General features: G+C 61.2%; 20 protein-coding genes. 9 read left to right on the top strand and 11 right to left on the bottom strand.

From position 1 onward, the window contains the following. The first annotated feature begins 3 nt into the window (after positions 1 to 3). Entirely contained in the window at positions 4 to 3,639 is a 3,636-nt protein-coding gene (locus tag BFP99_RS10880) for a transporter substrate-binding domain-containing protein (RefSeq protein WP_083221162.1), read from the top strand. 26 nt (positions 3,640 to 3,665) lie between these two features. On the opposite strand, the gene BFP99_RS10875 is transcribed toward BFP99_RS10880, so the two are convergent. Both BFP99_RS10875 and BFP99_RS10870 read right to left on the bottom strand, forming a co-directional pair. Next, positions 3,666 to 4,148, bottom strand: a complete 483-nt coding sequence (locus tag BFP99_RS10875; RefSeq protein WP_065924449.1) for a GAF domain-containing protein — start codon at positions 4,146 to 4,148, stop codon at positions 3,666 to 3,668. Then, positions 4,145 to 5,035: an ATP-binding protein gene (locus BFP99_RS10870; protein ID WP_027607006.1), complete on the bottom strand. Its 891-nt coding sequence runs from the start codon at positions 5,033 to 5,035 to the stop codon at positions 4,145 to 4,147. Before BFP99_RS10870 ends, BFP99_RS10875 begins: the two co-directional genes overlap by 4 nt. 162 nt (positions 5,036 to 5,197) lie before the next feature. Here BFP99_RS10870 and BFP99_RS10865 point away from each other — a divergent pair, with 162 nt between their 5' ends. Further along, complete coding sequence (locus tag BFP99_RS10865) at positions 5,198 to 7,507, top strand: hybrid sensor histidine kinase/response regulator (RefSeq protein WP_065924448.1); 2,310 nt, start codon at positions 5,198 to 5,200, stop codon at positions 7,505 to 7,507. Here the strand turns inward: BFP99_RS10865 and BFP99_RS10860 are convergent. The 3 genes from BFP99_RS10860 to msrB form a co-directional block, all read right to left on the bottom strand. Continuing rightward, entirely contained in the window at positions 7,461 to 7,952 is a 492-nt protein-coding gene (locus tag BFP99_RS10860; protein ID WP_065947252.1) for a MarR family winged helix-turn-helix transcriptional regulator, read from the bottom strand. The two genes, BFP99_RS10865 and BFP99_RS10860, sit on opposite strands and share 47 nt — an antisense overlap. Beyond that, entirely contained in the window at positions 7,949 to 8,434 is a 486-nt protein-coding gene (locus BFP99_RS10855; RefSeq protein WP_027607003.1) for a glutathione peroxidase, read from the bottom strand. The genes BFP99_RS10860 and BFP99_RS10855 overlap by 4 nt, the downstream gene beginning before the upstream one ends. Positions 8,435 to 8,652: 218 nt before the next feature. Further along, entirely contained in the window at positions 8,653 to 9,045 is a 393-nt protein-coding gene (msrB, locus tag BFP99_RS10850; RefSeq protein WP_065947251.1) for a peptide-methionine (R)-S-oxide reductase MsrB, read from the bottom strand. A 202-nt stretch (positions 9,046 to 9,247) separates the two neighbouring features. Here msrB and BFP99_RS10845 point away from each other — a divergent pair, with 202 nt between their 5' ends. Beyond that, positions 9,248 to 10,459, top strand: coding sequence for a pyridoxal phosphate-dependent aminotransferase (locus BFP99_RS10845; protein ID WP_065924445.1), 1,212 nt, complete (start codon positions 9,248 to 9,250; stop codon positions 10,457 to 10,459). Between the two features lie 303 nt (positions 10,460 to 10,762). Then, positions 10,763 to 11,650, top strand: coding sequence for a protease HtpX (htpX, locus tag BFP99_RS10840; protein WP_027607000.1), 888 nt, complete (start codon positions 10,763 to 10,765; stop codon positions 11,648 to 11,650). Positions 11,651 to 11,703: 53 nt separating this feature from the next. Here htpX and BFP99_RS10835 read toward each other — a convergent pair whose 3' ends face one another. Next, the gene (locus tag BFP99_RS10835) at positions 11,704 to 12,360 is read right to left on the bottom strand and encodes a thiopurine S-methyltransferase (RefSeq protein WP_065947250.1); all 657 of its coding nucleotides are present in this window, start codon (positions 12,358 to 12,360) and stop codon (positions 11,704 to 11,706) included. 105 nt (positions 12,361 to 12,465) lie between these two features. Between BFP99_RS10835 and BFP99_RS10830 the strand changes: the two genes are divergently transcribed. After that, positions 12,466 to 13,233: a DODA-type extradiol aromatic ring-opening family dioxygenase gene (locus BFP99_RS10830; RefSeq protein WP_065924443.1), complete on the top strand. Its 768-nt coding sequence runs from the start codon at positions 12,466 to 12,468 to the stop codon at positions 13,231 to 13,233. A 69-nt stretch (positions 13,234 to 13,302) separates the two neighbouring features. On the opposite strand, the gene BFP99_RS10825 is transcribed toward BFP99_RS10830, so the two are convergent. Further along, entirely contained in the window at positions 13,303 to 14,976 is a 1,674-nt protein-coding gene (locus BFP99_RS10825) for a DEAD/DEAH box helicase (protein ID WP_027606997.1), read from the bottom strand. Between the two features lie 422 nt (positions 14,977 to 15,398). Between BFP99_RS10825 and BFP99_RS10820 the strand changes: the two genes are divergently transcribed. Further along, positions 15,399 to 16,190 carry a crotonase/enoyl-CoA hydratase family protein gene (locus tag BFP99_RS10820; protein WP_065924442.1) on the top strand — a complete coding sequence of 264 codons (792 nt, stop codon included), beginning with the start codon at positions 15,399 to 15,401 and terminating at the stop codon, positions 16,188 to 16,190. Position 16,191: 1 nt separating this feature from the next. On the opposite strand, the gene BFP99_RS10815 is transcribed toward BFP99_RS10820, so the two are convergent. Next, a complete protein-coding gene (locus BFP99_RS10815; RefSeq protein WP_065939972.1) occupies positions 16,192 to 16,947 on the bottom strand; it encodes a spermidine synthase in 756 nt (251 codons plus the stop codon). 124 nt (positions 16,948 to 17,071) lie between these two features. On the opposite strand from BFP99_RS10815, the gene BFP99_RS10810 reads away from it, so the two are divergent. Then, the gene (locus tag BFP99_RS10810) at positions 17,072 to 18,418 is read left to right on the top strand and encodes a class II 3-deoxy-7-phosphoheptulonate synthase (protein ID WP_065947249.1); all 1,347 of its coding nucleotides are present in this window, start codon (positions 17,072 to 17,074) and stop codon (positions 18,416 to 18,418) included. Here the strand turns inward: BFP99_RS10810 and BFP99_RS10805 are convergent. Together BFP99_RS10805 and BFP99_RS10800 are read right to left on the bottom strand one after the other, a co-directional pair. After that, a complete protein-coding gene (locus BFP99_RS10805) occupies positions 18,408 to 19,628 on the bottom strand; it encodes a winged helix-turn-helix domain-containing protein (protein ID WP_065924440.1) in 1,221 nt (406 codons plus the stop codon). The genes BFP99_RS10810 and BFP99_RS10805 overlap by 11 nt on opposite strands. Positions 19,629 to 19,673: 45 nt before the next feature. Next, positions 19,674 to 19,880 (bottom strand): DUF1127 domain-containing protein, encoded by a 207-nt coding sequence (locus BFP99_RS10800; protein ID WP_065924439.1) that lies wholly within the window; start codon positions 19,878 to 19,880, stop codon positions 19,674 to 19,676. Positions 19,881 to 19,950: 70 nt separating this feature from the next. Here BFP99_RS10800 and BFP99_RS10795 point away from each other — a divergent pair, with 70 nt between their 5' ends. After that, positions 19,951 to 20,832 carry a LysR family transcriptional regulator gene (locus tag BFP99_RS10795; protein WP_065924438.1) on the top strand — a complete coding sequence of 294 codons (882 nt, stop codon included), beginning with the start codon at positions 19,951 to 19,953 and terminating at the stop codon, positions 20,830 to 20,832. Here the strand turns inward: BFP99_RS10795 and BFP99_RS10790 are convergent. Continuing rightward, positions 20,822 to 21,571: a sulfite exporter TauE/SafE family protein gene (locus tag BFP99_RS10790; RefSeq protein ID WP_065947248.1), complete on the bottom strand. Its 750-nt coding sequence runs from the start codon at positions 21,569 to 21,571 to the stop codon at positions 20,822 to 20,824. The genes BFP99_RS10795 and BFP99_RS10790 overlap by 11 nt on opposite strands. A gap of 108 nt (positions 21,572 to 21,679) precedes the next feature. Between BFP99_RS10790 and BFP99_RS10785 the strand changes: the two genes are divergently transcribed. Further along, positions 21,680 to 22,630: a LysR family transcriptional regulator gene (locus BFP99_RS10785; protein WP_065924436.1), complete on the top strand. Its 951-nt coding sequence runs from the start codon at positions 21,680 to 21,682 to the stop codon at positions 22,628 to 22,630. Positions 22,631 to 22,655 lie beyond the last annotated feature (25 nt).

Raw genomic sequence — 22,655 nt, 5'->3', positions numbered from 1 at the left:
AGGATGCCCAGGCGTATAAAGGACTATTTGATTATATTGAGTGCCGGTTTGTGCTTCAGCACCGCCGTGCCTGCCACCCCTCCAGCGAGCCCGGAGCATTTCAACCTTTTGAGTCGTGCGAGCTCCGTGCAGCTGGAACCCTACCTGAACAAGGCCCAGCGCCAATGGCTCCAGAACAAACGCGAACTGGTACTGGGCGCGGCGTTTCCTGACTACCCGCCTTTTGACCTCACCTCCAGCGGGCGTGACTATGAGGGACTCACCGCCGACTACGCCGGCTTGCTGGCAATGGCGCTGGACGTGCCGGTAAAAGTGTTGCGCTACCCCTCCCGAGAGGCCGCCATTCATGCCCTCGAAGCGGGTGAAATCGATTTACTGGGTTCCTCCAACAGCTTTGAAGCGGCAAATCCCAACCTGACCCTGTCGGAGCCGTACGCCGTGGACCGGCCAGTGCTGGTGACCCGCGAAGGCGAAACCCGCAGCCTGACTGATGGGCTGGCCGGCATGCGCCTGGCACTGGTCTATCACTATCTGCCACTGCACGAAGTGGAAAGGCTCTACCCCAAGGCAATCATCCGTGCCTACCCTTCTTATCAAAACGCCTTGAATGCAGTGGCCTTCGACCAGGCAGACGTCTTTCTCGGCGATACCATTTCCACCCACTACATGATCAACAAGGGTTACCTGAAAAACATTCGCATGGCGAACTTCGGCAAACATGAAGCCTATGGATTCAGCTTTGCCATGCCCCAGGAACAGCAGACGCTGTTGAGCATCGTCGACGCCGTCCTGAGGGCCGTGCCCGCTGCCGAACGGGAAACCATTGCCAAACGCTGGAGTGCCGGCAGCGACATCCTCCTGACCGACCAAAAGCTGCAACTGACCCTTCGCGAAGAACGTTGGCTGAGGGAGAACCCGGTCGTCAAAGTGATCGTGAACCCTACCTTTGCGCCGCTGACCTTCTTCGACGCCGATGGCAATTTTCGCGGCATTACCGCCGACCTGCTGGAACTGATTCGCCTGCGCACCGGGCTGCGCTTCGAGATCCAGCGCGGGCGTGATGTGAACACCATGATCGAGCATGTAGAGAGCGGCAAAGCGGACATCGTCGGCGCAATCATCCCCAGCGTCGAGCGAGAAGCCCAACTGAACTTCAGTCGTCCCTACCTGGAAAACTCCTACGTGATGCTGACACGCAAGGATGGCCAGGCCCCTACGGGCCTGGAGGAAATGGAGGGCAAGCGCCTGGCAATCACGCAGGGCAGTCCGCTGAAAAAATTCCTGCGTGAGCACTTCCCAAAGATTCAGCTGGTAGATACCGGCGACACGTTCAAGTCAGCCGAACTGCTGGTACAAGGCCATGTAGAGGGCGCGGTGAATACCCTGGTGGTCGCCAATTACTTCCTGTCCTCGCAGATACTCCAGGACAAGATCCAAATCAGCTTCAGCATTGGCACGATGCCGGCCACCTTCGGGCTGGCGACATCCCGCAGCGCCACCGAACTCAGCTCGATTCTCGACAAGGCGTTGCTCAGCATCGCCCCGGACGAACTCGGCGTGATCAACAGTCGTTGGCGCGGTTATACCGCGGCCTCGGACAGTTACTGGCGCGACTATCACCAACTGATTGCGCGCATCGTCATCGGGACCGGCCTGCTGCTGCTGATTTCCCTGAGCTGGAACGCGTACATGCGCCGCCAGATCAAGCACCGCAAAATGGCCGAGCGCGCCCTCAATGATCAGTTCGAGTTCATGCGCGCCCTGGTCAATGAAACCCCACACCCGATCTACGTGCGTGACAACAAGGGGCTGCTGCAGACCTGCAACGACAGTTACCTGCAGGCGTTCGACGTCAAGCGCGAGGACGTGATAGGTAAAAGCGCGGTCCAGATCAGCACAGCCCTCGCAGTCGAGGCGGCGCAATACCATGCCGACTATCAGCGCGTGGTGGCCGAGGGCAACCCGTTGATCCTGGACCGCACCCTGCATATTCGCGGAAAAAAACTGACGATCTACCACTGGATCCTGCCGTACCGCGACTCCGTCGGTGAAGTCCAGGGCATCATCGGTGGCTGGATCGATATCAGTGAGCGACGCCAGTTGTTCGACGAACTCCGCACCGCCAAGGAGCGAGCCGACGAAGCCAATCGGGCCAAGAGCACGTTCCTCGCCACCATGAGCCACGAAATCCGCACACCGATGAACGCGGTGATCGGCATGCTCGAGCTGACCCTCAAGCGGGCGGACCAGGGCCACCTCGACCGCCCGGCCATCGAAGTCGCCTACAACTCGGCCAAGGATCTGCTGGAGCTTATCGGCGACATCCTGGACATCGCGCGGATTGAATCCGGTCGCCTCAGCCTGGCACCGGAACGCGTCAACCTGAGGGAGGTGATCGAGTCGGTGGTGCGTGTCTTCGACGGCCTGGCACGCCAGAAGACCCTTAGCCTGTTGCTGGAGTTCACGCCTGATCTGGAACACACCGAAGTGCTGATCGACCCGCTGCGCTTCAAGCAGGTGCTGTCCAACCTGATCAGCAACGCCATCAAGTTCACTGAACGTGGCCAGGTAAAGATCAAGGTGGAAGTATCGGCCACCGAACTGCCGCAGCAGGTCGAGATGAAACTGGTGGTGGAGGACACCGGCATCGGTATCAGCCGGGACGACCAGATGCGCCTGTTCGAACCCTTTGCCCAGGCGGACAACTCAGGACAGCTGGCCAGGAGCGGTGCGGGTCTCGGGCTGGTGATCTGTCGCAGCCTGTGCGCGATGATGGGCGGGCAACTGAGCCTGAGCAGCGTGCCCATGGTGGGCACCCAGGTGCATGTGAGCCTGAAGATGAATCGCCTGCAGGCGCTGCAGGTGGCCGAAGAACCCAAGCCCGCCGAGACCTCGAACGTGCCGGTGCTCAATGTGCTGGTGGTGGACGATCATCCGGCGAATCGCCTGTTGATGTGCCAGCAGCTCGGCTACCTGGGCCATCAGTACACCGCCGCCCGGAACGGCGCCTCCGGCTTCCAGGCCTGGCGCCAGGAGCACTTTGACCTGGTGATCGCCGATTGCAACATGCCGATCATGAATGGCTACGAACTGAGTCGTTCGATCCGCGAATACGAGGAGCGCGAACAACTGACGCCTTGCGTGGTACTGGGTTTTACCGCCAATGCCCAGCCCGAAGAGAAACAACGCTGTGCGCAGGCGGGCATGAATGACTGCCTGTTCAAACCCATCAACCTTACGGCGCTGGAGCTGCAACTGGCGAAAATCAGTCCTCAACCCAGCGGCATGACCCTGGACATCGGCAACTTCGAGGCCCTCACCGGTGGCGATCCGCACATGAGCCGTCTCTTGCTGGAGGAGTTGCTGAGCAGCAGTCGCCAGGATCGCCAGGAGTTGGTTGCACTGATCGCTGCGCAGGCCTTGCCCGAAGAGATCATCGAACAGGCTCACAAGATCAAGGGGGCCGCGCGCATCGTTCAAGCCTCTGCGCTGGCCTCGCAATGCGAAGCCGTCGAACAGGCCTGTGCCCGGGGCGATGATCGGCCCCTGATCGAAGCGGGGGTGAAATCCCTGGAGAAGCTGATGCTGGAGTTGGAGAGGATGCTGCAAGTGCGGCTTGACGAACTGGATGGCCGATAAGGGGCGGGGCTGCGCACCTATTTCGATCAGCAGTCGGTCAAACGCAGGAAAATCGCCGCCAGCTGTTCGATACCGGCCTGATCCTGGGGGGTAAAGCGGGCCAACGACGGGCTATCGAGGTCAAGGACACCAATCAATGTGCCGTCCTTGACCAGTGGCACCACCAGTTCGCTGTTGGACGCGCTGTCACAGGCGATATGCCCGGGGAACGCGTGCACATCGTCTACTCGCTGGGTTTGCCGCGAGGCCGCGGCCGCGCCGCACACCCCACGGCCGAACGGAATACGCACACAGGCGATCTGCCCCTGGAACGGGCCAAGCACCAGCTCTTCATTGCGGTTGAGGTAAAAGCCCGCCCAGTTCAGGTCATCCAGCTGGCTGAACAGGAAAGCCGAAAACTGGGCGCTGTTGGCGATGAAATCACGCTCATCGGCCAGCAGCGACTCCAGCTGGGCACTCAGCAAGGCATAGCCACCGAGGCCGGTGCCGGCCTGTTGTAAATCGATCATGGTTGACGCTCCAGCAATTTGAGACCCACCCAGTAACGGGCGAATTGATACGCGCAACGACCGTTGCGGTTGCCGCGCCCGGTGGCCCAGCGCACGGCGAGAATGTCGAGGTCCTCATCACGCTGCCACTGCAAACCCGCCTTGTTCGCCAGCTCGCCGATCCAGTGCTCGACCACGTCCAGGAAATGTTCCTGGGTGAACGGGTAGAACGACAGCCACAAGCCAAAGCGGTCGGACAAGGCAATCTTGTCTTCCACCGCCTCGCTCGGGTGCAACTCACCGTCCACGCGCTTCCAGTTATCGTTGTCGCTCTGGTTTTCCGGCACCAGGTGGCGGCGGTTGGACGTGGCATACAGCAGCACGTTTTCAGGGGCCTGTTCCAGGGAGCCATCCAGCACGCTCTTGAGCACCCGATAGTCGCCTTCGCCGGCTTCGAACGACAAGTCGTCGCAGAACAGGATGAAACGTTGCGGCAACTTGAGCAGTTGCTCGACCACCCGCGGCAGGTCGGCCAAGTGGTCACGCTCGATTTCGATCAGGCGCAGACCGGCCTTGGCGTGTTGAGCGAGCAAAGCGCGCACCATGGACGATTTACCGGTGCCCCGCGACCCCCACAGCAACGCATGGTTGGCAGGCAGGCCATCCAGGAACTGCTGGGTGTTGCGCGCCAGGGTTTCACGTTGCTTGTCCACGCCGATCAGGTCGGACAAGCGCATGTCCAGGCTCACGTCCAGCGGCAACAGGAAGCCACTGCGGCCCTCACGCTGCCAGCGGGCGGCCAGGCACTGGTTCCAGTCGATGGTTTGGCGCGGCGCGGGCAACAAGGGTTCCAGGCGGGCGAGCACGGCATCGGCTCGCTCCAGAAAGGCACTCAATCGAGAATCCACGATTATTCCTCTGGCAAGTTCTTGCAAAAGATGGCGTATTGGCAACCCTGCGACAGACCGCTTGGGGCTGCGTAAAAACGTTTCATGCCGGGCAGGCCTGGGCGTGTGGATGTTCAGCTATGCTTGCCGGGCGAAGGGAAACGTGAAGTGGTTCAACACTCAATGGATATCAAGTTCGCCCACCGCTTGTCTTATAAACAAGCCAGATTGACGGTGCTGGTCGGTTTCGTCTTGGGAACCTTGCTCAGCCTGATCCAAATCGGCATTGATTATGCCAGCGAAGACGCATCCATCAACCGCGAAATACGTTCGCTGATCGAAATCAGCCATAACCCCGCGTCACGTATCGCCTACAACATCGATGCCGAACTGGCCCAGGAACTGACCCTGGGCCTGCTGCACTCCCCCGCCATCATTCGCGCGCAGTTGATCGACAACAACGGCGTGGTGCTGGCCGATGTCGACCGGCCACGCAAGGAAAGCACCTACCGGCCTATCAGTGACTTCATGTTTGGCGCCAACCGCCAGTTCGAAGACCAACTGTTCCTGAGCCACATGCCCAACGAGTCACTTGGCGTACTGCGCCTGGACGTCGACACCTACGCCTTTGGCAGCCGGTTCCTGCGCCGCGCCGAGATCACCCTGCTCAACGGGTTCGCGCGTAGCCTGCTGCTGACCGGGATTCTGCTGGGCCTGTTCTACGTCATGCTGACCCAACCGCTGGTGCGCATTATTCGTGAGCTGAGTACCCGCAAGCAGGCACGCCTGGACTGCCCGCCAGGGCATGAGCACGATGAAATCGGCGTGCTGGTGGACGTCGCCAACCAGCAATTCGAAAACATGGAAACCGAAATCCAGCAGCGCCGCCACGCCGAGGATCGGCTGACCGAATACCTGGGGCAACTGGAACATATCGTGTCCGCGCGCACCCTTGAACTCAAGGCCAGCAACCAGCGGCTGACCCAGTCCAACGATGAGCTGGAAGCCGCCAAGATGCATGCATTGGGCATGGCACAGGCCCGGGCGGCCTTCCTGGCGAACATGAGCCACGAAATCCGCACCCCGCTCAACGGCCTGCTGGGCATGATCGCACTGTCGCTGGACAGCCCGTTGAACGCCGAACAACGCCAGCAACTGTCTATCGCCCATGACTCCGGCAAAGTGCTGGTGGAACTGCTCAACGATATTCTCGACCTGTCCAAGTTCGACGCCGGCCAGTTGGAGCTGGAGCGTATCCCCTTCGACCTCGGCGCGCTGGTGGAAGACACCGCCAACCTGTTATCGCAGAACGCCGCACCGAGCGTGGAGCTGAGCTGCCTGATCGACCCGCAGTTCCCGGCCCAGGTGCTCGGTGACCCGACCCGTGTGCGGCAGATTGTCAGCAACTTGCTCTCCAACGCCTTGAAGTTCACCCGCTTTGGTCGGGTTGATGTGCGCCTGGGTACCCACGACGGCGGCGTACGCATTGAAGTCTGCGATACCGGCATCGGTATTGCTCAGGAAGCGCAGGTGAAAATCTTCCAACCGTTCACCCAGGCCGGCGCCGGCATCACTCGCCAGTATGGCGGGACGGGCCTGGGCCTGGCACTGACGCACAACCTGTGCGAAGCGATGAAGGGGCGCTTGAGTATCAGCTCGGAAGTGGGCTTTGGCAGCCAGTTCTGCGCAGACCTGCCACTGCCCGCCCATTTGCCCGCAGTGCAGCCAGCGCCTCTCAAAGGCGAGGTCATCGCCATCACCAACGCCGGCAGCGGCCTGACAGAGTTGCTCACGACCCTGCTGCCCTGCTGGGGACTGTCCCTGCGTTGTTTCACCATGGATGACGATTTGAGCGGGCAAACCCCCGACCTGCTGATTACCGACTGCCCGGAATGCCTGTTCCGCATACGGCCGGGCATTACCGCGCCCATCCTGCTGGTGACCGCCTATGGCAACTTCATGCCCAGCGAAGAAGTGGCGGCACTGGCGCCGTTGCACCAACAGGCACGCCCCTTGAGCCGCAACGCGCTGTACCAGATCCTGCAACGCAACTTACGCACCGACGCGCACCTGGTGCTTGACCCCGTCCAAGTGGATGCCGCACCGCTCGCACATCGGGCGCGCATCCTGCTGGTGGAGGACAACCCGGTCAACCAACTGGTGGCCAAGGGCATGCTCAGCAAACTGGGCTGCGAAGTGATCGTGGCCGCCCACGGTGGCGAAGCGCTCAAGTTTCTTGAAGAACAGCGCTTCGATATGGTGCTGATGGACTGCAACATGCCGGTGATGGATGGCTATGAGGCCAGCCGGCAGATTCGGCGCAGCGGACGCTGGCCGGACCTGCCGATTGTCGCGTTGACCGCCAATGCCCTGTCCGAAGAGCGCGAGCGCTGCCGTGCGGCGGGGATGAATGATTACCTGGCCAAGCCGTTCCGCCGCGAAGAACTCAATGCCCTGCTGGACTTGTGGGTGCCTGGGACGACAAGTCTTTAAGTTGCACAAGCAACTGGTCGAGACCATCGCGCAAGGCATCGGCTTGATTCAGGTCGATGCCGCGATCACACAACAGGCGGGTCTTCAGGCCATGGGCCTGGTCCCGCAGTTGCACACCGGCCTCGGTCAGGCTCAAGTGCACTTCACGCTCATCCCTGGCACTGCGCCGACGCGTCACTAACTCAAGCTGTTCAAGGCGCTTGAGCAGCGGCGTCAGCGTGCCTGAGTCGAGCATCAGGCGCTCCCCCAGGGCCTTGACCGTCGGCTGCAGCGCAGGCGTGGCGTGCCACTCCCACAACACCAGCATCACCACATATTGCGGGTAGGTCAGACCCAACTGGTCGAGCATCGGCTTATAAGCGCGGGTGACAGCACGTGACGCAGCGTAGAGCTTGAAACACAGCTGGTTGTCCAGGGCCAGGGACACACTGGGCAAGTCGGTCATTTGAGCAAGGCTTCGATCTCTTGGGTCAAGTCCTGCGGCTTGGTGGCAGGACCGAAGCGCTTGACCACCTGGCCGTCGCGGCCGATGAGGAACTTGGTGAAGTTCCACTTGATGCCCTTGGACCCCAGCAGCCCCGGCGCCTGTTTTTTCAGTTGCACGAACAGTGGATGGGCATCGCTGCCATTGACGTCGATCTTCTTGAACAACGGGAAGCTGACACCGAAGTTCAGCTCGCAGAATTCGGAAATCGCACCTTCGTCACCGGGCTCCTGCTTGCCGAACTGGTTGCAAGGAAAGCCCAATACCACCAGGCCCTGGTCCTTGTACTGCTGCCAGAGTTGCTCCAGGCCCTTGTACTGCGGGGTGAAGCCGCATTTGCTGGCAGTGTTGACCACGAGGACGGCCTTGCCGGCGAAATCGGCCAAGGTCTTTTGCTCACCCTTGATGGTGGTGCAAGGGATGCTCAGCAGGTTGTTGCTCATGGCAGTGCCTCGATAAGGAAGAAAGAGGATGAAACATAGTAGGCAATTCAATTGCGTGCAATTTAATTGACCACACTGATGACACCTCATCAACACTCTGTAGGAGCGAGCTTGCTCGCGAAAAACTCAAGGACACCGGGCTGAACCAGAATGCCCGTGTAATCGTTGACGACTTTCGCGAGCAAGCTCGCTCCTACAGGCGCCCGCCGTCAGTCGAGTTAACGGGGTACAAGCTCCAGGCACACCGAGTTGATGCAATACCGCAGCCCCGTCGGCGGCGGACCGTCCGGGAACACATGGCCCAGATGCGCATCGCATTTGGCGCAGGTGACTTCGGTGCGGATCATGCCGTGGCTGACGTCACGGATCTCGATCATTGCACTGTCGGCGATCGGCGCGTAGAAACTCGGCCAGCCGCAGCCGGAGTCAAACTTGGTGGTCGAATCGAACAGCGGCTCATTGCAGCAGATACAGTGATACACGCCATCGGTCCGGGTCTCATTGTACTTACCGCTGAAAGGACGCTCGGTGCCTTTGAGGCGGCACACGTTGTACTGCTCTGGATCGAGCATTGCCTTCCATTCTTCAACGGTTTTCTGCAACTTTTCCATCGGTACACCTCGGCAACTGAAAAAGCCTGATCTGTATCTTTTCCACGGATCAGGCGGCACGTATGATTGCGCCTCTTCAAAACGCCAGTCTGGCACCCGCGCTACCGGCATTCAAACGTATTTATGGGTGCGGGCCTTGCAGCATTCACAGTACGGTAGTGCCCACACCGTCTGGATCGTTCATTTTCAGGATCACATCGCCATGCAGGTCAGCAAATCGAACAAGCTCGCCAACGTCTGCTACGACATTCGCGGCCCGGTGCTCAAGCACGCCAAGCGCCTGGAAGAGGAAGGCCATCGCATCCTCAAGCTGAACATCGGCAACCCGGCGCCCTTTGGTTTCGAAGCGCCGGATGAAATCCTCCAGGATGTGATCCGCAACCTGCCCACCGCCCAGGGCTACAGCGACTCCAAGGGCCTGTTCAGCGCGCGCAAGGCCGTGATGCAGTACTACCAGCAGAAGCAGGTCGAAGGCGTCGGCATCGAAGACATCTACCTGGGTAATGGTGTGTCCGAGCTGATCGTGATGTCCATGCAGGCCCTGCTCAACAACGGCGACGAAGTGCTGGTGCCAGCACCGGACTACCCACTGTGGACCGCCGCCGTGACCCTGGCCGGCGGCCACCCGGTGCATTACCTGTGCGACGAGGGCGCCGACTGGTTCCCGGACCTGGCCGACATCAAGGCCAAGATCACGCCGAACACCAAGGCCCTGGTGATCATCAACCCGAACAACCCCACCGGTGCGGTGTACTCCAGGGAAGTGCTGCTGGGCATGCTCGAGCTGGCACGCCAGCACAACCTGGTGGTGTTCTCCGACGAGATCTACGACAAGATCCTCTACGACGATGCGGTGCATATCTGCACCGGTTCCCTGGCGCCGGACCTGCTGTGCCTGACCTTCAACGGCCTCTCCAAGTCCTACCGCGTGGCGGGCTTCCGCTCCGGCTGGATCGCGATTTCCGGGCCCAAGCACAATGCCCAGAGCTACATCGAAGGCATCGACATGCTGGCCAACATGCGCCTGTGCGCCAACGTGCCGAGCCAGCACGCAATCCAGACCGCCCTCGGCGGCTACCAGAGCATCAATGACCTGATCCTGCCCCAGGGCCGCCTGCTGGAACAGCGCAACCGTACCTGGGAGCTGCTCAATGCAATCCCGGGCGTGAGCTGCGTCAAGCCCATGGGCGCGCTGTACGCCTTCCCGAGGATCGACCCGAAGGTCTGCCCGATCCTCAACGACGAGAAATTCGTGCTCGACCTGCTGCTCTCGGAAAAGCTGCTGGTGGTCCAGGGCACGGCGTTCAACTGGCCGTGGCCGGATCACTTCCGAGTGGTGACCCTGCCCCGCGTGGATGACCTGGACATGGCCATTGGCCGTATCGGCAATTTCCTCAAGTCCTATCGCCAGTAACCGACGTGGCGCTGTACGACCGGCATTCGGTCGTACAGCGATTATCTGGCAACACTTCTCTGGCTGTGCACTTTCCCCGTACTGCATTTGCGTTTCTACATCCACAAGCCCCTGTGGTTACGGGGCCGCAAGGCAAAAAATAGCTTTTCACGGATAACATCCGTCATCGGAAAATCCCTTCAAGGCTCTACATTCAGGCTGTAGGACACAGTTTGAAATAGTCGCTCGGTTGAATCACCCCAAGCCGCACCTTATATACCCCGCAGTACGCGACATATTAAGCATGAGGAGAACTCTACAACCATGATGCGCATCCTGCTGTTCTTGGCCACCAACCTGGCGGTCGTGCTGATTGCCAGCATCACCCTGAGCCTTTTCGGCTTCAACGGGTTCATGGCGGCCAACGGGGTTGATCTGAACCTCAATCAGCTGCTGATTTTCTGTGCGGTCTTTGGTTTTGCCGGTTCGCTGTTCTCGCTGTTCATCTCCAAGTGGATGGCGAAGATGAGCACCAGCACCCAGATCATCACTCAACCACGCACCCGCCATGAACAATGGCTGATGCAGACCGTGGAGCAGTTGTCTCAAGAAGCAGGTATAAAAATGCCCGAGGTCGGGATTTTCCCTGCTTACGAGGCCAACGCCTTTGCGACGGGCTGGAACAAGAACGACGCCCTCGTGGCGGTCAGCCAAGGGCTGCTCGAGCGCTTTTCACCCGATGAGGTGAAGGCGGTCCTCGCGCACGAGATCGGCCACGTAGCCAACGGCGACATGATTACCCTTGCGCTGGTGCAGGGCGTGGTGAACACCTTCGTGATGTTCTTTGCGCGGATCATCGGCAACTTTGTCGACAAGGTGATCTTCAAGAACGAAGGCGGCCGCGGAATCGCCTACTTCGTAGCGACCATCTTTGCCGAAGTGGTACTGGGCTTCCTGGCCAGCGCGATTGTGATGTGGTTCTCGCGCAAACGAGAGTTCCGTGCAGACGAAGCCGGCGCGCGCCTGGCTGGCACCAGTGCAATGATCAGTGCGCTGCAGCGCCTGCGCTCCGAACAGGGCCTACCGGTGCATATGCCCGACAGCCTGACCGCCTTTGGCATCAACGGTGGTGTCAAGCAGGGCCTGGCTCGCATGTTCATGAGCCACCCGCCGCTGGAAGAGCGTATCGACGCGCTGCGTCGTCGGGGCTGATACCCGGTAATGCAAAAGGGGCGATTGGATCGCCCCTTTTTTGCGCGCGGGTTTTACCCCTTGGTGAGCCGATAAACGCGCTCTTCAAGACACGTGACACCGTCCTGCACGAACTTCCAGCTCTCACCCAGGATATCCTGGGCTTCGAGCACCTCCAGGCTCCACTGCAAACCCAGCAGCACCTTCACCTCATCATCCGGCACCGCAAAGGGCGGGCCGGCTTTTTGCGTCTGGTCGTAGTCCAGGGTGATCAGTATTCCCTGGCAGCCTGGCCGCAACAGGCTGTTCAACTGCTCGGCGTACTGCGCGCGCATCAGCGGCGGCAGGGCGATCAGTGCGGCACGGTCGTAGAGCGCCGTGCAGTCAGCCAGTGCCCCGGCATCCAAGGCAAAGAAATCGCCGCACCATATTTCGATCAAATCAGCCTGGTACACCTTGAACACGCCGTGCCGAGTGATGCGTGGCGTCAGGTTCTGCTCGCTGAAAAAGGCTTCTACCGCCTGCTCCGACAGCTCAACGCCGAATACGTGATAGCCGTTGCTGGCCAGCCACATCAGGTCCAGGCTTTTACCACACAGCGGCACCAGCACCTTGGCGCCCTGGGCAAGGCCAAGCACAGGCCAATACCGCAGCAGGTAAGGATTGACCTCGGGCAGGTGAAAGCCAATCTGATTGCGCGCCCAGCGCTCCTGCCAAAATTTGGGCTCCATGGAATCACCTCCGAAAATTCGATCAAAAAGCGCTAAAACTTATATTAGATTTAGATCAATGATCTGATTGAAGATGGGCCCATGTTAAACCTCAGGACCTTCCTTATGTTGCCCAGCCTGTTTATCTCCCACGGATCGCCCATGCTTGCCCTGCAACCCGGCGCCAGCGGCCCCGCCCTGCAGCGCCTGGCCGCTGAACTGCCGCGGCCGAAGGCAATTGTGGTGGTGTCGGCACATTGGGAAAGTCAGGAACTGCTGGTCAGCGGCAGTGCTGCGCCCGAGACCTGGCACGACTTCGGCGGTTTCCCCCGGGAGCTGTTCGCCGTGCAGTACCCGGCACCGGGCGACTTGCAATTGGCCAACGAAATTGTCGAACTGCTTCATGCCGACGGCTTGAATGCGCGGATCGATGAGCGCCGCCCTTTTGACCATGGCACCTGGGTGCCGCTCTCGCTGATGTACCCGGCAGCGGATATTCCAGTGGTGCAAGTCTCCTTGCCAAGTCACATGGGCCCTGCCCTGCAAACCCGCGTCGGGCATGCCTTGGCCAGCTTGCGCGAACAGGGCGTACTGTTGATCGGCTCCGGCAGCATCACCCATAACCTGGGCGAGCTGAACTGGCAGGCCGGACCTGAGAGTATCGAGCCTTGGGCACGCGACTTCCGTGACTGGATGGTGGAGACACTCGCCGCCAACGACGAGGCGGCCTTGCATGATTACCGTCGCCAGGCGCCCCACGCCGTGCGCAATCATCCCAGCGATGAACATTTGTTGCCGCTGTACTTTGCGCGCGGCGCAGGGGGTGACTTCAGCGTTGCACACCAGGGGTTCACCATGGGCGCGCTGGGTATGGACATCTACCGCTTCGGTTAACAGCGGACAAAAAAAATCCCCGAACCAGTCGGGGATTTTTTATGTGCGATCAATCAGCCCAAGGGCGGATCAATCTTCGCGGTAGCGACGCAGCTTCAATTGCTTGCCGGCAACGCGGGTGTCTTTCAGCTTGGTCAGCAGTTTTTCCAGACCGTCTTCCGGCAGCTCCACCAGGGAGAAGCTGTCACGGACCTGGATGCGACCGATGGCTTCACGTGCCAGGCCACCCTCGTTGAGGATAGCGCCCAGCAGGTTCTTGGCAGCGATACCATCACGTGCGCCCAGCGCGGTACGGCAACGAGCACGGCCTTCAGCCAATGGAACCGGAGCGCGACGCTCACGATCACCACGGTCCGGACGGTCGCCGGTACGCTCTGGACGATCACCGCGTGGCGCGTTGTTCGGCACCAGTGGGCGCTCTTTCTCGATGGCCGCCAGGGTCAGGGCCTGACCGTTGGTAGCCTTGCGCAGCAGGGCTGCAGCCAGGGCACGCGGGGTGCAACCGATATCGGCGGTCAGGCGGTCCAGCAGGTCGCCGTGGGTCGATTCAGCGTCAGCCACCAGCGGCGACAGGCTGTTGGTCAGTTTCTTGATGCGGGCATCGAGAACAGCCTGGGCATCCGGCAGGCGGACTTCGGCGACTTTCTGACCGGTTACACGCTCGATCACTTGCAGCATGCGGCGCTCACGTGGCGTCACCAGCAGCAGTGCACGACCTTCGCGACCGGCACGGCCGGTACGGCCGATACGGTGAACGTAGGATTCCGGATCGTAAGGCATGTCAACGTTGAACACGTGGGTGATACGCGGCACGTCGAGACCACGAGCCGCTACGTCGGTCGCCACAACGATGTCCAGGCGGCCATCCTTGAGGGAGTCGATCACGCGCTCACGTTGGTTCTGGGCGATGTCACCGTTCAGCGCAGCGGCTTTGTAGCCTTTGGCTTCCAGGGCACTGGCCAGGTCCAGGGTCGCTTGCTTGGTACGCACGAACATGATCAGGGCGTCGAAGTCTTCGACTTCCAGCAGGCTCAATACAGCCGAGGTCTTCTGGTCAGCGTGAACCAACAGGTGAGCCTGTTCGATCGCGGTAACGGTCTGAGTCTTGGTCTGGATCTTCACGTGTTGCGGATCGCGCAGATGGCGTTCGGCAATGGCACGGATCGACTGTGGCAGGGTAGCCGAGAACAGGACGGTCTGACGGGTCGGAGGCAGTGCCTTGAAGATGACTTCCAGGTCATCCATGAAGCCCAGCTTCAACATTTCGTCAGCTTCGTCCAGAACCAGGTGGTTCACGGTCGACAGGACTTTCTCGTCGCGACGCAGGTGGTCGCACAGACGGCCCGGGGTGGCAACAACAATCTGAGCGCCATTACGGATGGCTTTCAGTTGCGGGCCCATCGGCGCGCCGCCATAGACGGCAACAACGGTAACGCCTGGCATTTGCTTGGCGTAGGTTTCGAAAGCGGTTGCTACTTGCAGCGCCAACTCACGCGTTGGCGCCAGGATCAGGGCTTGCGGTTCGCGCTTGGCAGGATCGATGCAGTGTAGGATAGGCAGGGCGAACGCGGCGGTTTTACCGGTACCGGTTTGCGCCTGGCCAATCATGTCCTGGCCGGCCATGATGATCGGGATCGATTGCTGCTGAATCGCCGAAGGTTCTTCGTAGCCGGTCGCGATGACGGCAGCGAGAATGTTCGGGTTAAGATTAAAAGCGGCGAAGCCGCCGGTTTCCTGGGTCATGGGTCTGCCTCTAAGTGCATCCGCAAAGACCCATGCTCCAAAGCTGCGCATGCCGTGTTGAGACTCAAGAGTCGCCCTGGCTGCTTTGTCGGCGGGGATTTGCGAAAACGAATGAATGAAAAAGATTCGTCAAGGGAGAGTCCGCTGTGCGGACGTGCAGCCGAAGCTGACTTCGGGGAATTGCGCTACCTAAACGCGGCCCGGTTAAAGGCCGGCGCGCACTATACCGGAAATACCTGAAAAAGGGAGCTTTTTTTATCGCCAGGCGCCGATAAACCGCGCTGCATCACAGTCTTTGCAGATAAGCGCGGCAGGGTCTATTTTTCAAAGGCCCGGCCCTGCTGGTCATAACGCTTAAACGGTTCACCTTGCATCGAGACCCTTTGGTCTGAAACCCTTCATTGCGCCCGAGGGAACACCCGATGAATCAAGCCAGCAGCAGCCGCGTCAGCCGTGAACTCCAGGGCCATGTCCTGCTGTTGGGCCTGGATCGGGTCGCCAAGCGCAACGCCTTTGACCTGGACTTGCTCAATGAACTGAGCCTGGCTTATGGCGAATTTGATCGAAATGACGAAGCACGGGTGGCCGTAGTATTTGCCCACGGCGACCACTTCACCGCGGGCCTGGACCTGGCCAATGTCAGCGCTGTGATGGCTGGAGGCTGGCAACCGCCCCTGGGCGGTTGCGATCCCTGGGGCGTTTTCGCCGGCCCCAGGGTCAGCAAACCGGTGATCGTCGCGGCCCAGGGCTATTGCCTGACCATCGGTATCGAGTTGATGCTCGCGGCGGATATCAACCTGTGCGCGAGCAATACCCGCTTTGCGCAGATGGAAGTGCAACGTGGGATTTTTCCGTTTGGAGGCGCGACATTGCGCTTTCATCAGATCGCCGGCTGGGGCAACGCCATGCGCTGGCTGCTCACCGGCGATGAATTCGACGCCCATGAAGCCCTGCGCCTGGGCCTGGTGCAGGAAGTCATGGCCAGTGAAGACCTGCTGCCCCGCGCCATCGAACTCGCCAGCCGCATCGCGCGCCAGGCCCCGCTTGGCGTCCAGGCCACCTTGATGTCGGCCCGCCTGGCACACATGGAAGGCGAAACCGTTGCCGCCGCCGCGCTGCCGCCGATGGTGGATAAATTGCTGAACAGCGAGGATGCCAAGGAAGGCGTGCGGGCGATGGTCGAGAAGCGGCCGGGGGTGTTCAAGGGCATCTAGCTTATGTAGCCGGACGAATCGCCTTGATCAACGGCTGCAACGAATAACCCAGACGCGGCGCCAACAACTCAGCCCGAGTAGAAAGCGCATCCAGATCCAGCGCCTGGTCCAGCTCCGAAGGCACCAACAGGATCACATTGCCCTCCTTCACCGGCAGTTCCCAATAATGCCGGTGGTACAAACCACGCAGCAACGCCGCGCCCAAAGGTTTGCCATCATCGGTCGCCCACTGGTTGATCACCAGCCAACCGCCGGGGTTGAGTTTCTTCTGGCAGTTTTCCAGGAAGGTCCAGGCCAGGTGTCCGACGCCGGGACCGACATCCGTGTAGAGGTCGACGAAAATCAGGTCCGCCGATTCAGCGCTCTCCAACAATTCCAAGGCGTCGCCGATGCGGATATACAGGCGCGGATCATCATCCAGCCCCAGGTATTCGATGGCCAGGCGCGGCACATCGGGGCGCAGCTCGATGGCTTCGACATCCTCCAGCGGCAGGAACTTGAGGCACGCCTGGGTCAAGGTGCCAGCTCCCAGGCCGAGGAACAGTGCGCTCTCCGGCTGCTCATGGCACAACGCGCCGATCAGCATCGCGCGGGTGTAGTCGTATTCCAGCCAGCTCGGGTCAGCGGTGAACACGCAGCTTTGCTCGATGGCGTCGCCAAACTCGAGAAACCGGTAATCGGCCACCTCGAGTACACGAATCATGCCGAAATCATCATGGACTTCGGCCAGCAGGCGCTCGACACGCTCCTCGCTCATCACTACTCCTAAAGGGTCTACCCCACGGCAAAGGCGCGATTGTCGGCCAACCGGCGGCAACAGGTCACGCACTAATTGCTGATAACATTGGCGCCCGACCGTCAACCACCCAATCGAGTTCATGATGAGCCAACCCTGGAGTCCCGACAGCTGGCGCGCCCTGCCAATCCAGCAACAACCCCAGTACCCGGACGCTGCGCACTTGTTGCAAGTGGAGCAGAGCCTGGCCAGCTATCCGCCGCTGGTGTTTGCCGGGGAAGCCCGCGAGTTGCGCCGTCAGTTTGCCGAGGTGACCCAGGGTCGCGCGTTCCTGCTGCAAGGTGGCGACTGCGCCGAGAGCTTTGCCGAGTTCTCCGCCGCAAAAATCCGCGACACCTTCAAGGTGCTGCTGCAGATGGCCATCGTGATGACCTTCGCCGCCGGCTGCCCGGTGGTGAAAGTCGGGCGCATGGCCGGCCAGTTCGCCAAGCCGCGCTCGGCCAACGATGAGACCCTCGACGGCATCACCCTCCCCGCCTACCGTGGCGACATCGTCAACGGCATTGGTTTCGACGAAAAAAGCCGCGTGCCGGACCCGGACCGCCTGCTGCAGTCCTACCACCAGTCCACCGCCACCCTCAACCTGCTGCGCGCCTTTGCCCAGGGCGGTTTTGCCGACCTGCACCAGGTGCACAAGTGGAACCTGGACTTTATCGCCAACTCCGCCCTGGCGGAAAAATACAGCCAGTTGGCCGACCGCATCGACGAAACCCTGGCCTTCATGCGCGCCTGCGGCATGGACAGCTCGCCGCAGTTGCGCGAAACCAGCTTCTTCACCGCCCATGAAGCGCTGCTGCTCAACTACGAACAAGCCTTCGTGCGCCGCGACAGCCTGACCAACGACTACTACGACTGCTCGGCGCACATGCTGTGGATCGGCGACCGCACCCGTCAGTTGGATGGCGCCCATGTCGAATTCCTGCGCGGGGTGAACAACCCGATCGGCGTGAAGGTCGGCCCGAGCATGAACCCGGACGACCTGATCCGCCTGATCGACCTCCTCAACCCCGACAACGACCCCGGCCGCCTCAACCTGATCGCGCGCATGGGTGCAGGCAAAGTCGGCGACCACCTGCCCAAGCTGATTCGCGCGGTGCAGCGCGAAGGCAAGCAGGTGCTGTGGAGCTCCGACCCGATGCACGGCAACACCATCAAGGCCAGCAGCGGCTACAAGACCCGCGACTTTGCGCAGATCCTCGGCGAGGTCAAGGAGTTCTTCCAGGTGCACCAGGCCGAGGGCACCTATGCCGGCGGGATTCATATCGAAATGACCGGGCAGAACGTCACCGAGTGCATCGGCGGCGCACGGCCGATCACCGAAGATGGCTTGTCGGACCGCTATCACACCCATTGCGACCCGCGGATGAACGCTGATCAGTCGCTGGAGTTGGCATTCCTGATTGCCGAGACATTGAAGCAGGTCAAACGCTGATCATCGCAGCCCGCAACCGGTCGGCACTCGGCCGCTGGCAATTGAGCTGGATATGTTCCAGCCCCAGCCAGTCGGCCATTTGCCGCAGGTTCAGGGCCAGCGCCTGCATCCCCTCATCATCCAGCCCCGACTCCTCTTCGTGCACCCCATGCACGGCCAGGCGCCCGTTGGCGCGTTCGGCCCGCAGGTCGATACGTGCAGCGATCCGCTCGTTGTGCAAAAACGGCAGCACGTAGTAGCCGTACACCCGCTTGTGTTGCGGGGTGTAGATCTCCAGGCGGTAGCGGAAATCGAACAGGCGCTCGGTGCGGCTGCGCTCCCAGACCAGCGAGTCGAAGGGCGACAGCAGTGCGCTGGCCGACACCTTGCGTGGCATTTTGGGCTCGGGCAGGCAGTAGGCTGCCTGCTTCCAGCCTTGCACCTGGCACACCTGCAATTGCCCGTCCTCGACCAATTCCGCCAGGCGACTGCGACTGTCGGCGGGGTCAAGACGGAAGTAGTCGCGCAGGTCTTTTTCGGTGCCTACACCCAAGGCGGTGGCGCTGTGCAGCAACAGGCCACGCTGGGCCTCGGCCTCGGTCAACGGCGCCTGCTGGAGGATATCGCCAGGGATGACGCGCTCGGGCAAGTCATAGAGCCGCTCGAAGCCACGCCTGCCGGCAACGGTAACCAGGCCGGCGGCGAACAGCCACTCAAGCGCGTGCTTTTCATCGCTCCAGTCCCACCAGGGTCCGGCTCGCTCTTCGCGGGTCGACAAACTGCCCGCGCCCAGCGCGCCCTGCTGTTCGACAGTCTGCAAAACGCGCTGGATCGTGGCCTGTTGCTCACGACCGAAGCGCGCCATCTGCGAATAGATGCCCAGCCCCTGCTGCGCTCGCTCCATACGCCAACGCATCAAGGGATATAGCGCCATCGGCAGCAACGAGGCCTCGTGCCCCCAGTACTCAAACAGCGAACGCCGCCGGCCCTGGCTCCAGGCCGCCTGTTCAAGCATCAACGGCGAGTAACCGCCCAGGCGGGAAAACAGCGGCAAGTAATGAGAGCGCACCAGCGCATTGACCGAGTCAATCTGCAACACGCCCAAGCGCTCGATCACGCGGTTGATGTGCGCAGCTTTTATCAGTACGGGCGCCTGGCGCCCGGAAAATCCCTGGGCCGCCAGCGCCATGCGCCGAGCTTGCTTGAGGGAAAAAGACAGGTCGGCGGCCATGAGGTTCTCCATGTGGGCTCGCCAACCACCCTACTGCATCCGGGGTCATTTTCGCAGCGGGTCTTGCCAGAAATGCAGATGGCGATCCTGCTCAACGTCGCCGCGATTGAGCCCGATGTCCTTGAGCGCATCATCGCTCAAGCTGGCCAGGACCTGACGCTCCCCATGCAGCGCCTGCCAACGGGCAATCCTGTGAAACAGCCCGGAAAACGGACGTTTTGCCATCAACACAAAGCCTCTTTGACCTTTCATCTTCTCGCCCTCCAATGGGGATGACGCGAGTGTGTGCCTGGCCTTAAGATCAATCCAACGAATGTTTCTTATGCAATACATCTCGGAGATTGATCAATTGTCCGGCTACCCGAGCATCGACACTGAGGTACTGCGCACTTTCGTCGCCATCGCCGACCAGGGCGGTTTCACCCGCGCCGGTGAACGGGTCAACCGCACCCAATCGGCGGTGAGCATGCAGATGAAGCGCCTGGAAGAAGACGTGCTGCAGCGCAAACTGTTCGAGCGCGATGGACGGCAAGTGCGGCTTACCCCCGAGGGCCAAGTGCTGCTGGGCTATGCGCGGCGTATCTTGAAATTGCACAGCGAAGTCTTCAACACCCTGCGCGAGCCGCATATGGTGGGGCTGGTACGCATCGGTACACCGGATGACTACGTGATGCGCTTCCTGCCGGGGATTCTCCAGCGGTTTTCCAAGGCATACCCGCTGATCCAGATTGAGATGCACTGCGAGGCGTCCACCGTGCTGATGCAGCGCCGGGACCTGGCCCTGACCGTGATCAGCCGAGAGCCCGGGAATGATGTCGGGGAGCTGTTGCGTTCCGAACGCATGGTATGGGCCGCAGCACCGTGCTTTTGCGTAGACGAGCACGACGCCCTGCCCCTGGCGATTTCCGGTGCTGACTGCCTTTATACCCAGTGGGCCCTTGGGGCACTGGATTCGGTCGAGCGCAGTTATCGCCTTGCCTATCACAGCACCAATGGGGCGGCGATCCAGGCAGTCGTCAGCGCGGGCTTGGCGGCCATGGTCAGCATGGAAAGCCTGGTGACTGCAGACCTGCGCATACTCGGCAGCGAGGAAGGGTTACCGCCCTTGCCGTCAATGAACCTGCGTTTGCTGCGTAACCCCCTGATGGCCTCACCGATCACCGATTGCCTGGCCGAGTACATTCTCGAAGGCTTCAGACTTTAAAGGTCAGCATTACCGCACACAGCACCAGGAAGCCGCAGAACAGGCCGCGCAACAGCCTTTCCGGCAGGGCGTGGGCGACTTTCACGCCCCAACTGATACTGAGCAGGCCACCGACGGCCAGGGGGATGCCGATCAGCCAGTCCACTTCGTGGTGCCAGGCATAGGTGACCAGGGTCACCCCGGTACTGGGCAGGGCCAAGGCCAGGGACAAGCCCTGGGCGACCACCTGGGTGGTGCCGAACACACTGGTCAGTACCGGCGTGGCCACCACCGCGCCGCCCACCCCAAACAAACCGCCCATGGAACCGGACGCCGCGCCCAACACGCCAAGCCAGGGCCAGGCATAACGCATGTGTGCCGTCGGCGGTGCATTTCGCGTGAACATGCCCAGCAGGTTGTAAGCCGAAAGCGTCAGCAGGAACACGATAAAGCCGATGCGCATGGCGCCTGCGTCCAGCCCCACGGCCCAGATCGAGCCGAGCCAGGCAAAGCTGAAGCCCATGATGCCCAACGGCAGGGCGTGGCGCAGTTCGATGCGATTGCGCTGGTGGTAACGCCACAGGGCGAGCATCACGTTGGGCACCACCATCACCAGCGCCGTGCCTTGGGCAAGTTGTTGGTCCAGGCCGAACCATACGCCGAGGACCGGGATCGCAATCAGCCCACCGCCAATACCAAACAGGCCACCGACCGTGCCGAGGGCCACGCCCAATACCAGGTAAACCGCTAAATCCAACACCGCTCGCTACTCCACATTCCCAGGCCCTGCATGCTACGCAGTCGACCCTGGCGCGGAAACGCACAGCAACGCACAATGGCTGTGCCAATCTCGCATAAGCGCGCATCGATGAATCCCAACACGCTGACCGATCAACTGAGCCTGTTTCTCGATGTACTGGAAACCGGCAGCTTTTCTGCCGCAGCCCGTCGCCATCCGCTGACCCCTTCGGCGGTGGCGCGGCGCATCGACAGCCTGGAAAGCTCCGTGGGCAGCCGCCTGTTCCAGCGCAGCACTCACGCGGTGGTGCCGACCCCGGCGGGCCTGGCCTTCGCCGAGCGGGCACGACGGATTGTCAGCGAGCTGCAACTGGCGCGGGCGGAAGCGGTCTCCTTGAGCCATGCCCCCGAAGGCTTGATCCGCGTGGACGCACCGGCAGCGTTTGGTCGACGGCATCTGGCACCCGTGATCGCCGACTTTCTGAATGTGTACCCGGGGCTGGATGTGCACCTGCATCTGATCGACAGCTTTGTCGATATGCAGGGCGCGCATCTGGGCAAGGTCGACCTGGTGCTGCGCGCCGGGCATATCGTCGATACACGGCTGATCGCCACGCCCCTGGCCAGTATCGTGCGCATCGCCTGCGCCAGTCCGGCCTACCTGAAAAGCCGTGGCACCCCGGCCCACCCTCGCGAATTGAGCGAGCATGACGGCCTGGACTGGGACGGCCTGGCGCCGATGTTCGCGTGGCGCTTCGAGTTGGACGGGCGACGTGCAACGCATCGCCCGCGGCGCATCCGCATGAGCGCCAACAACGCTGAAGCGTTGTTATCGGGCGCCCTCGCCGGGCTGGGGATCGCCCACCTCCCCACCTGGCTGGCCAGTGAGTACCTGGTGCGCGGCGAGTTACTGCCGCTGTTTTGCCAAGACGGCCTGCCCAACCCGGAGACCACCGGGATCTATGCACTGCGCCTGGAACAGCAGCCCAATGCGCGCAGCCGGTTGCTGCTGGAATACCTCAAGTCCCGATTCAGCCCCGTGCCGCCTTGGGATCTGGCCCTGCAAAGCGGACTGGTCTGACCACCCGCACAAAATTATCTGGCGC

It is taken from the genome of Pseudomonas sp. 1 R 17, assembly GCF_900067035.1.
In the GTDB taxonomy this organism is placed as follows: Bacteria; Pseudomonadota; Gammaproteobacteria; order Pseudomonadales; family Pseudomonadaceae; genus Aquipseudomonas; species Aquipseudomonas marginalis.
The sequence above is the reverse complement of the archived record's forward strand: the minus strand, read 5'-3'. Positions and strand labels throughout refer to the sequence as shown.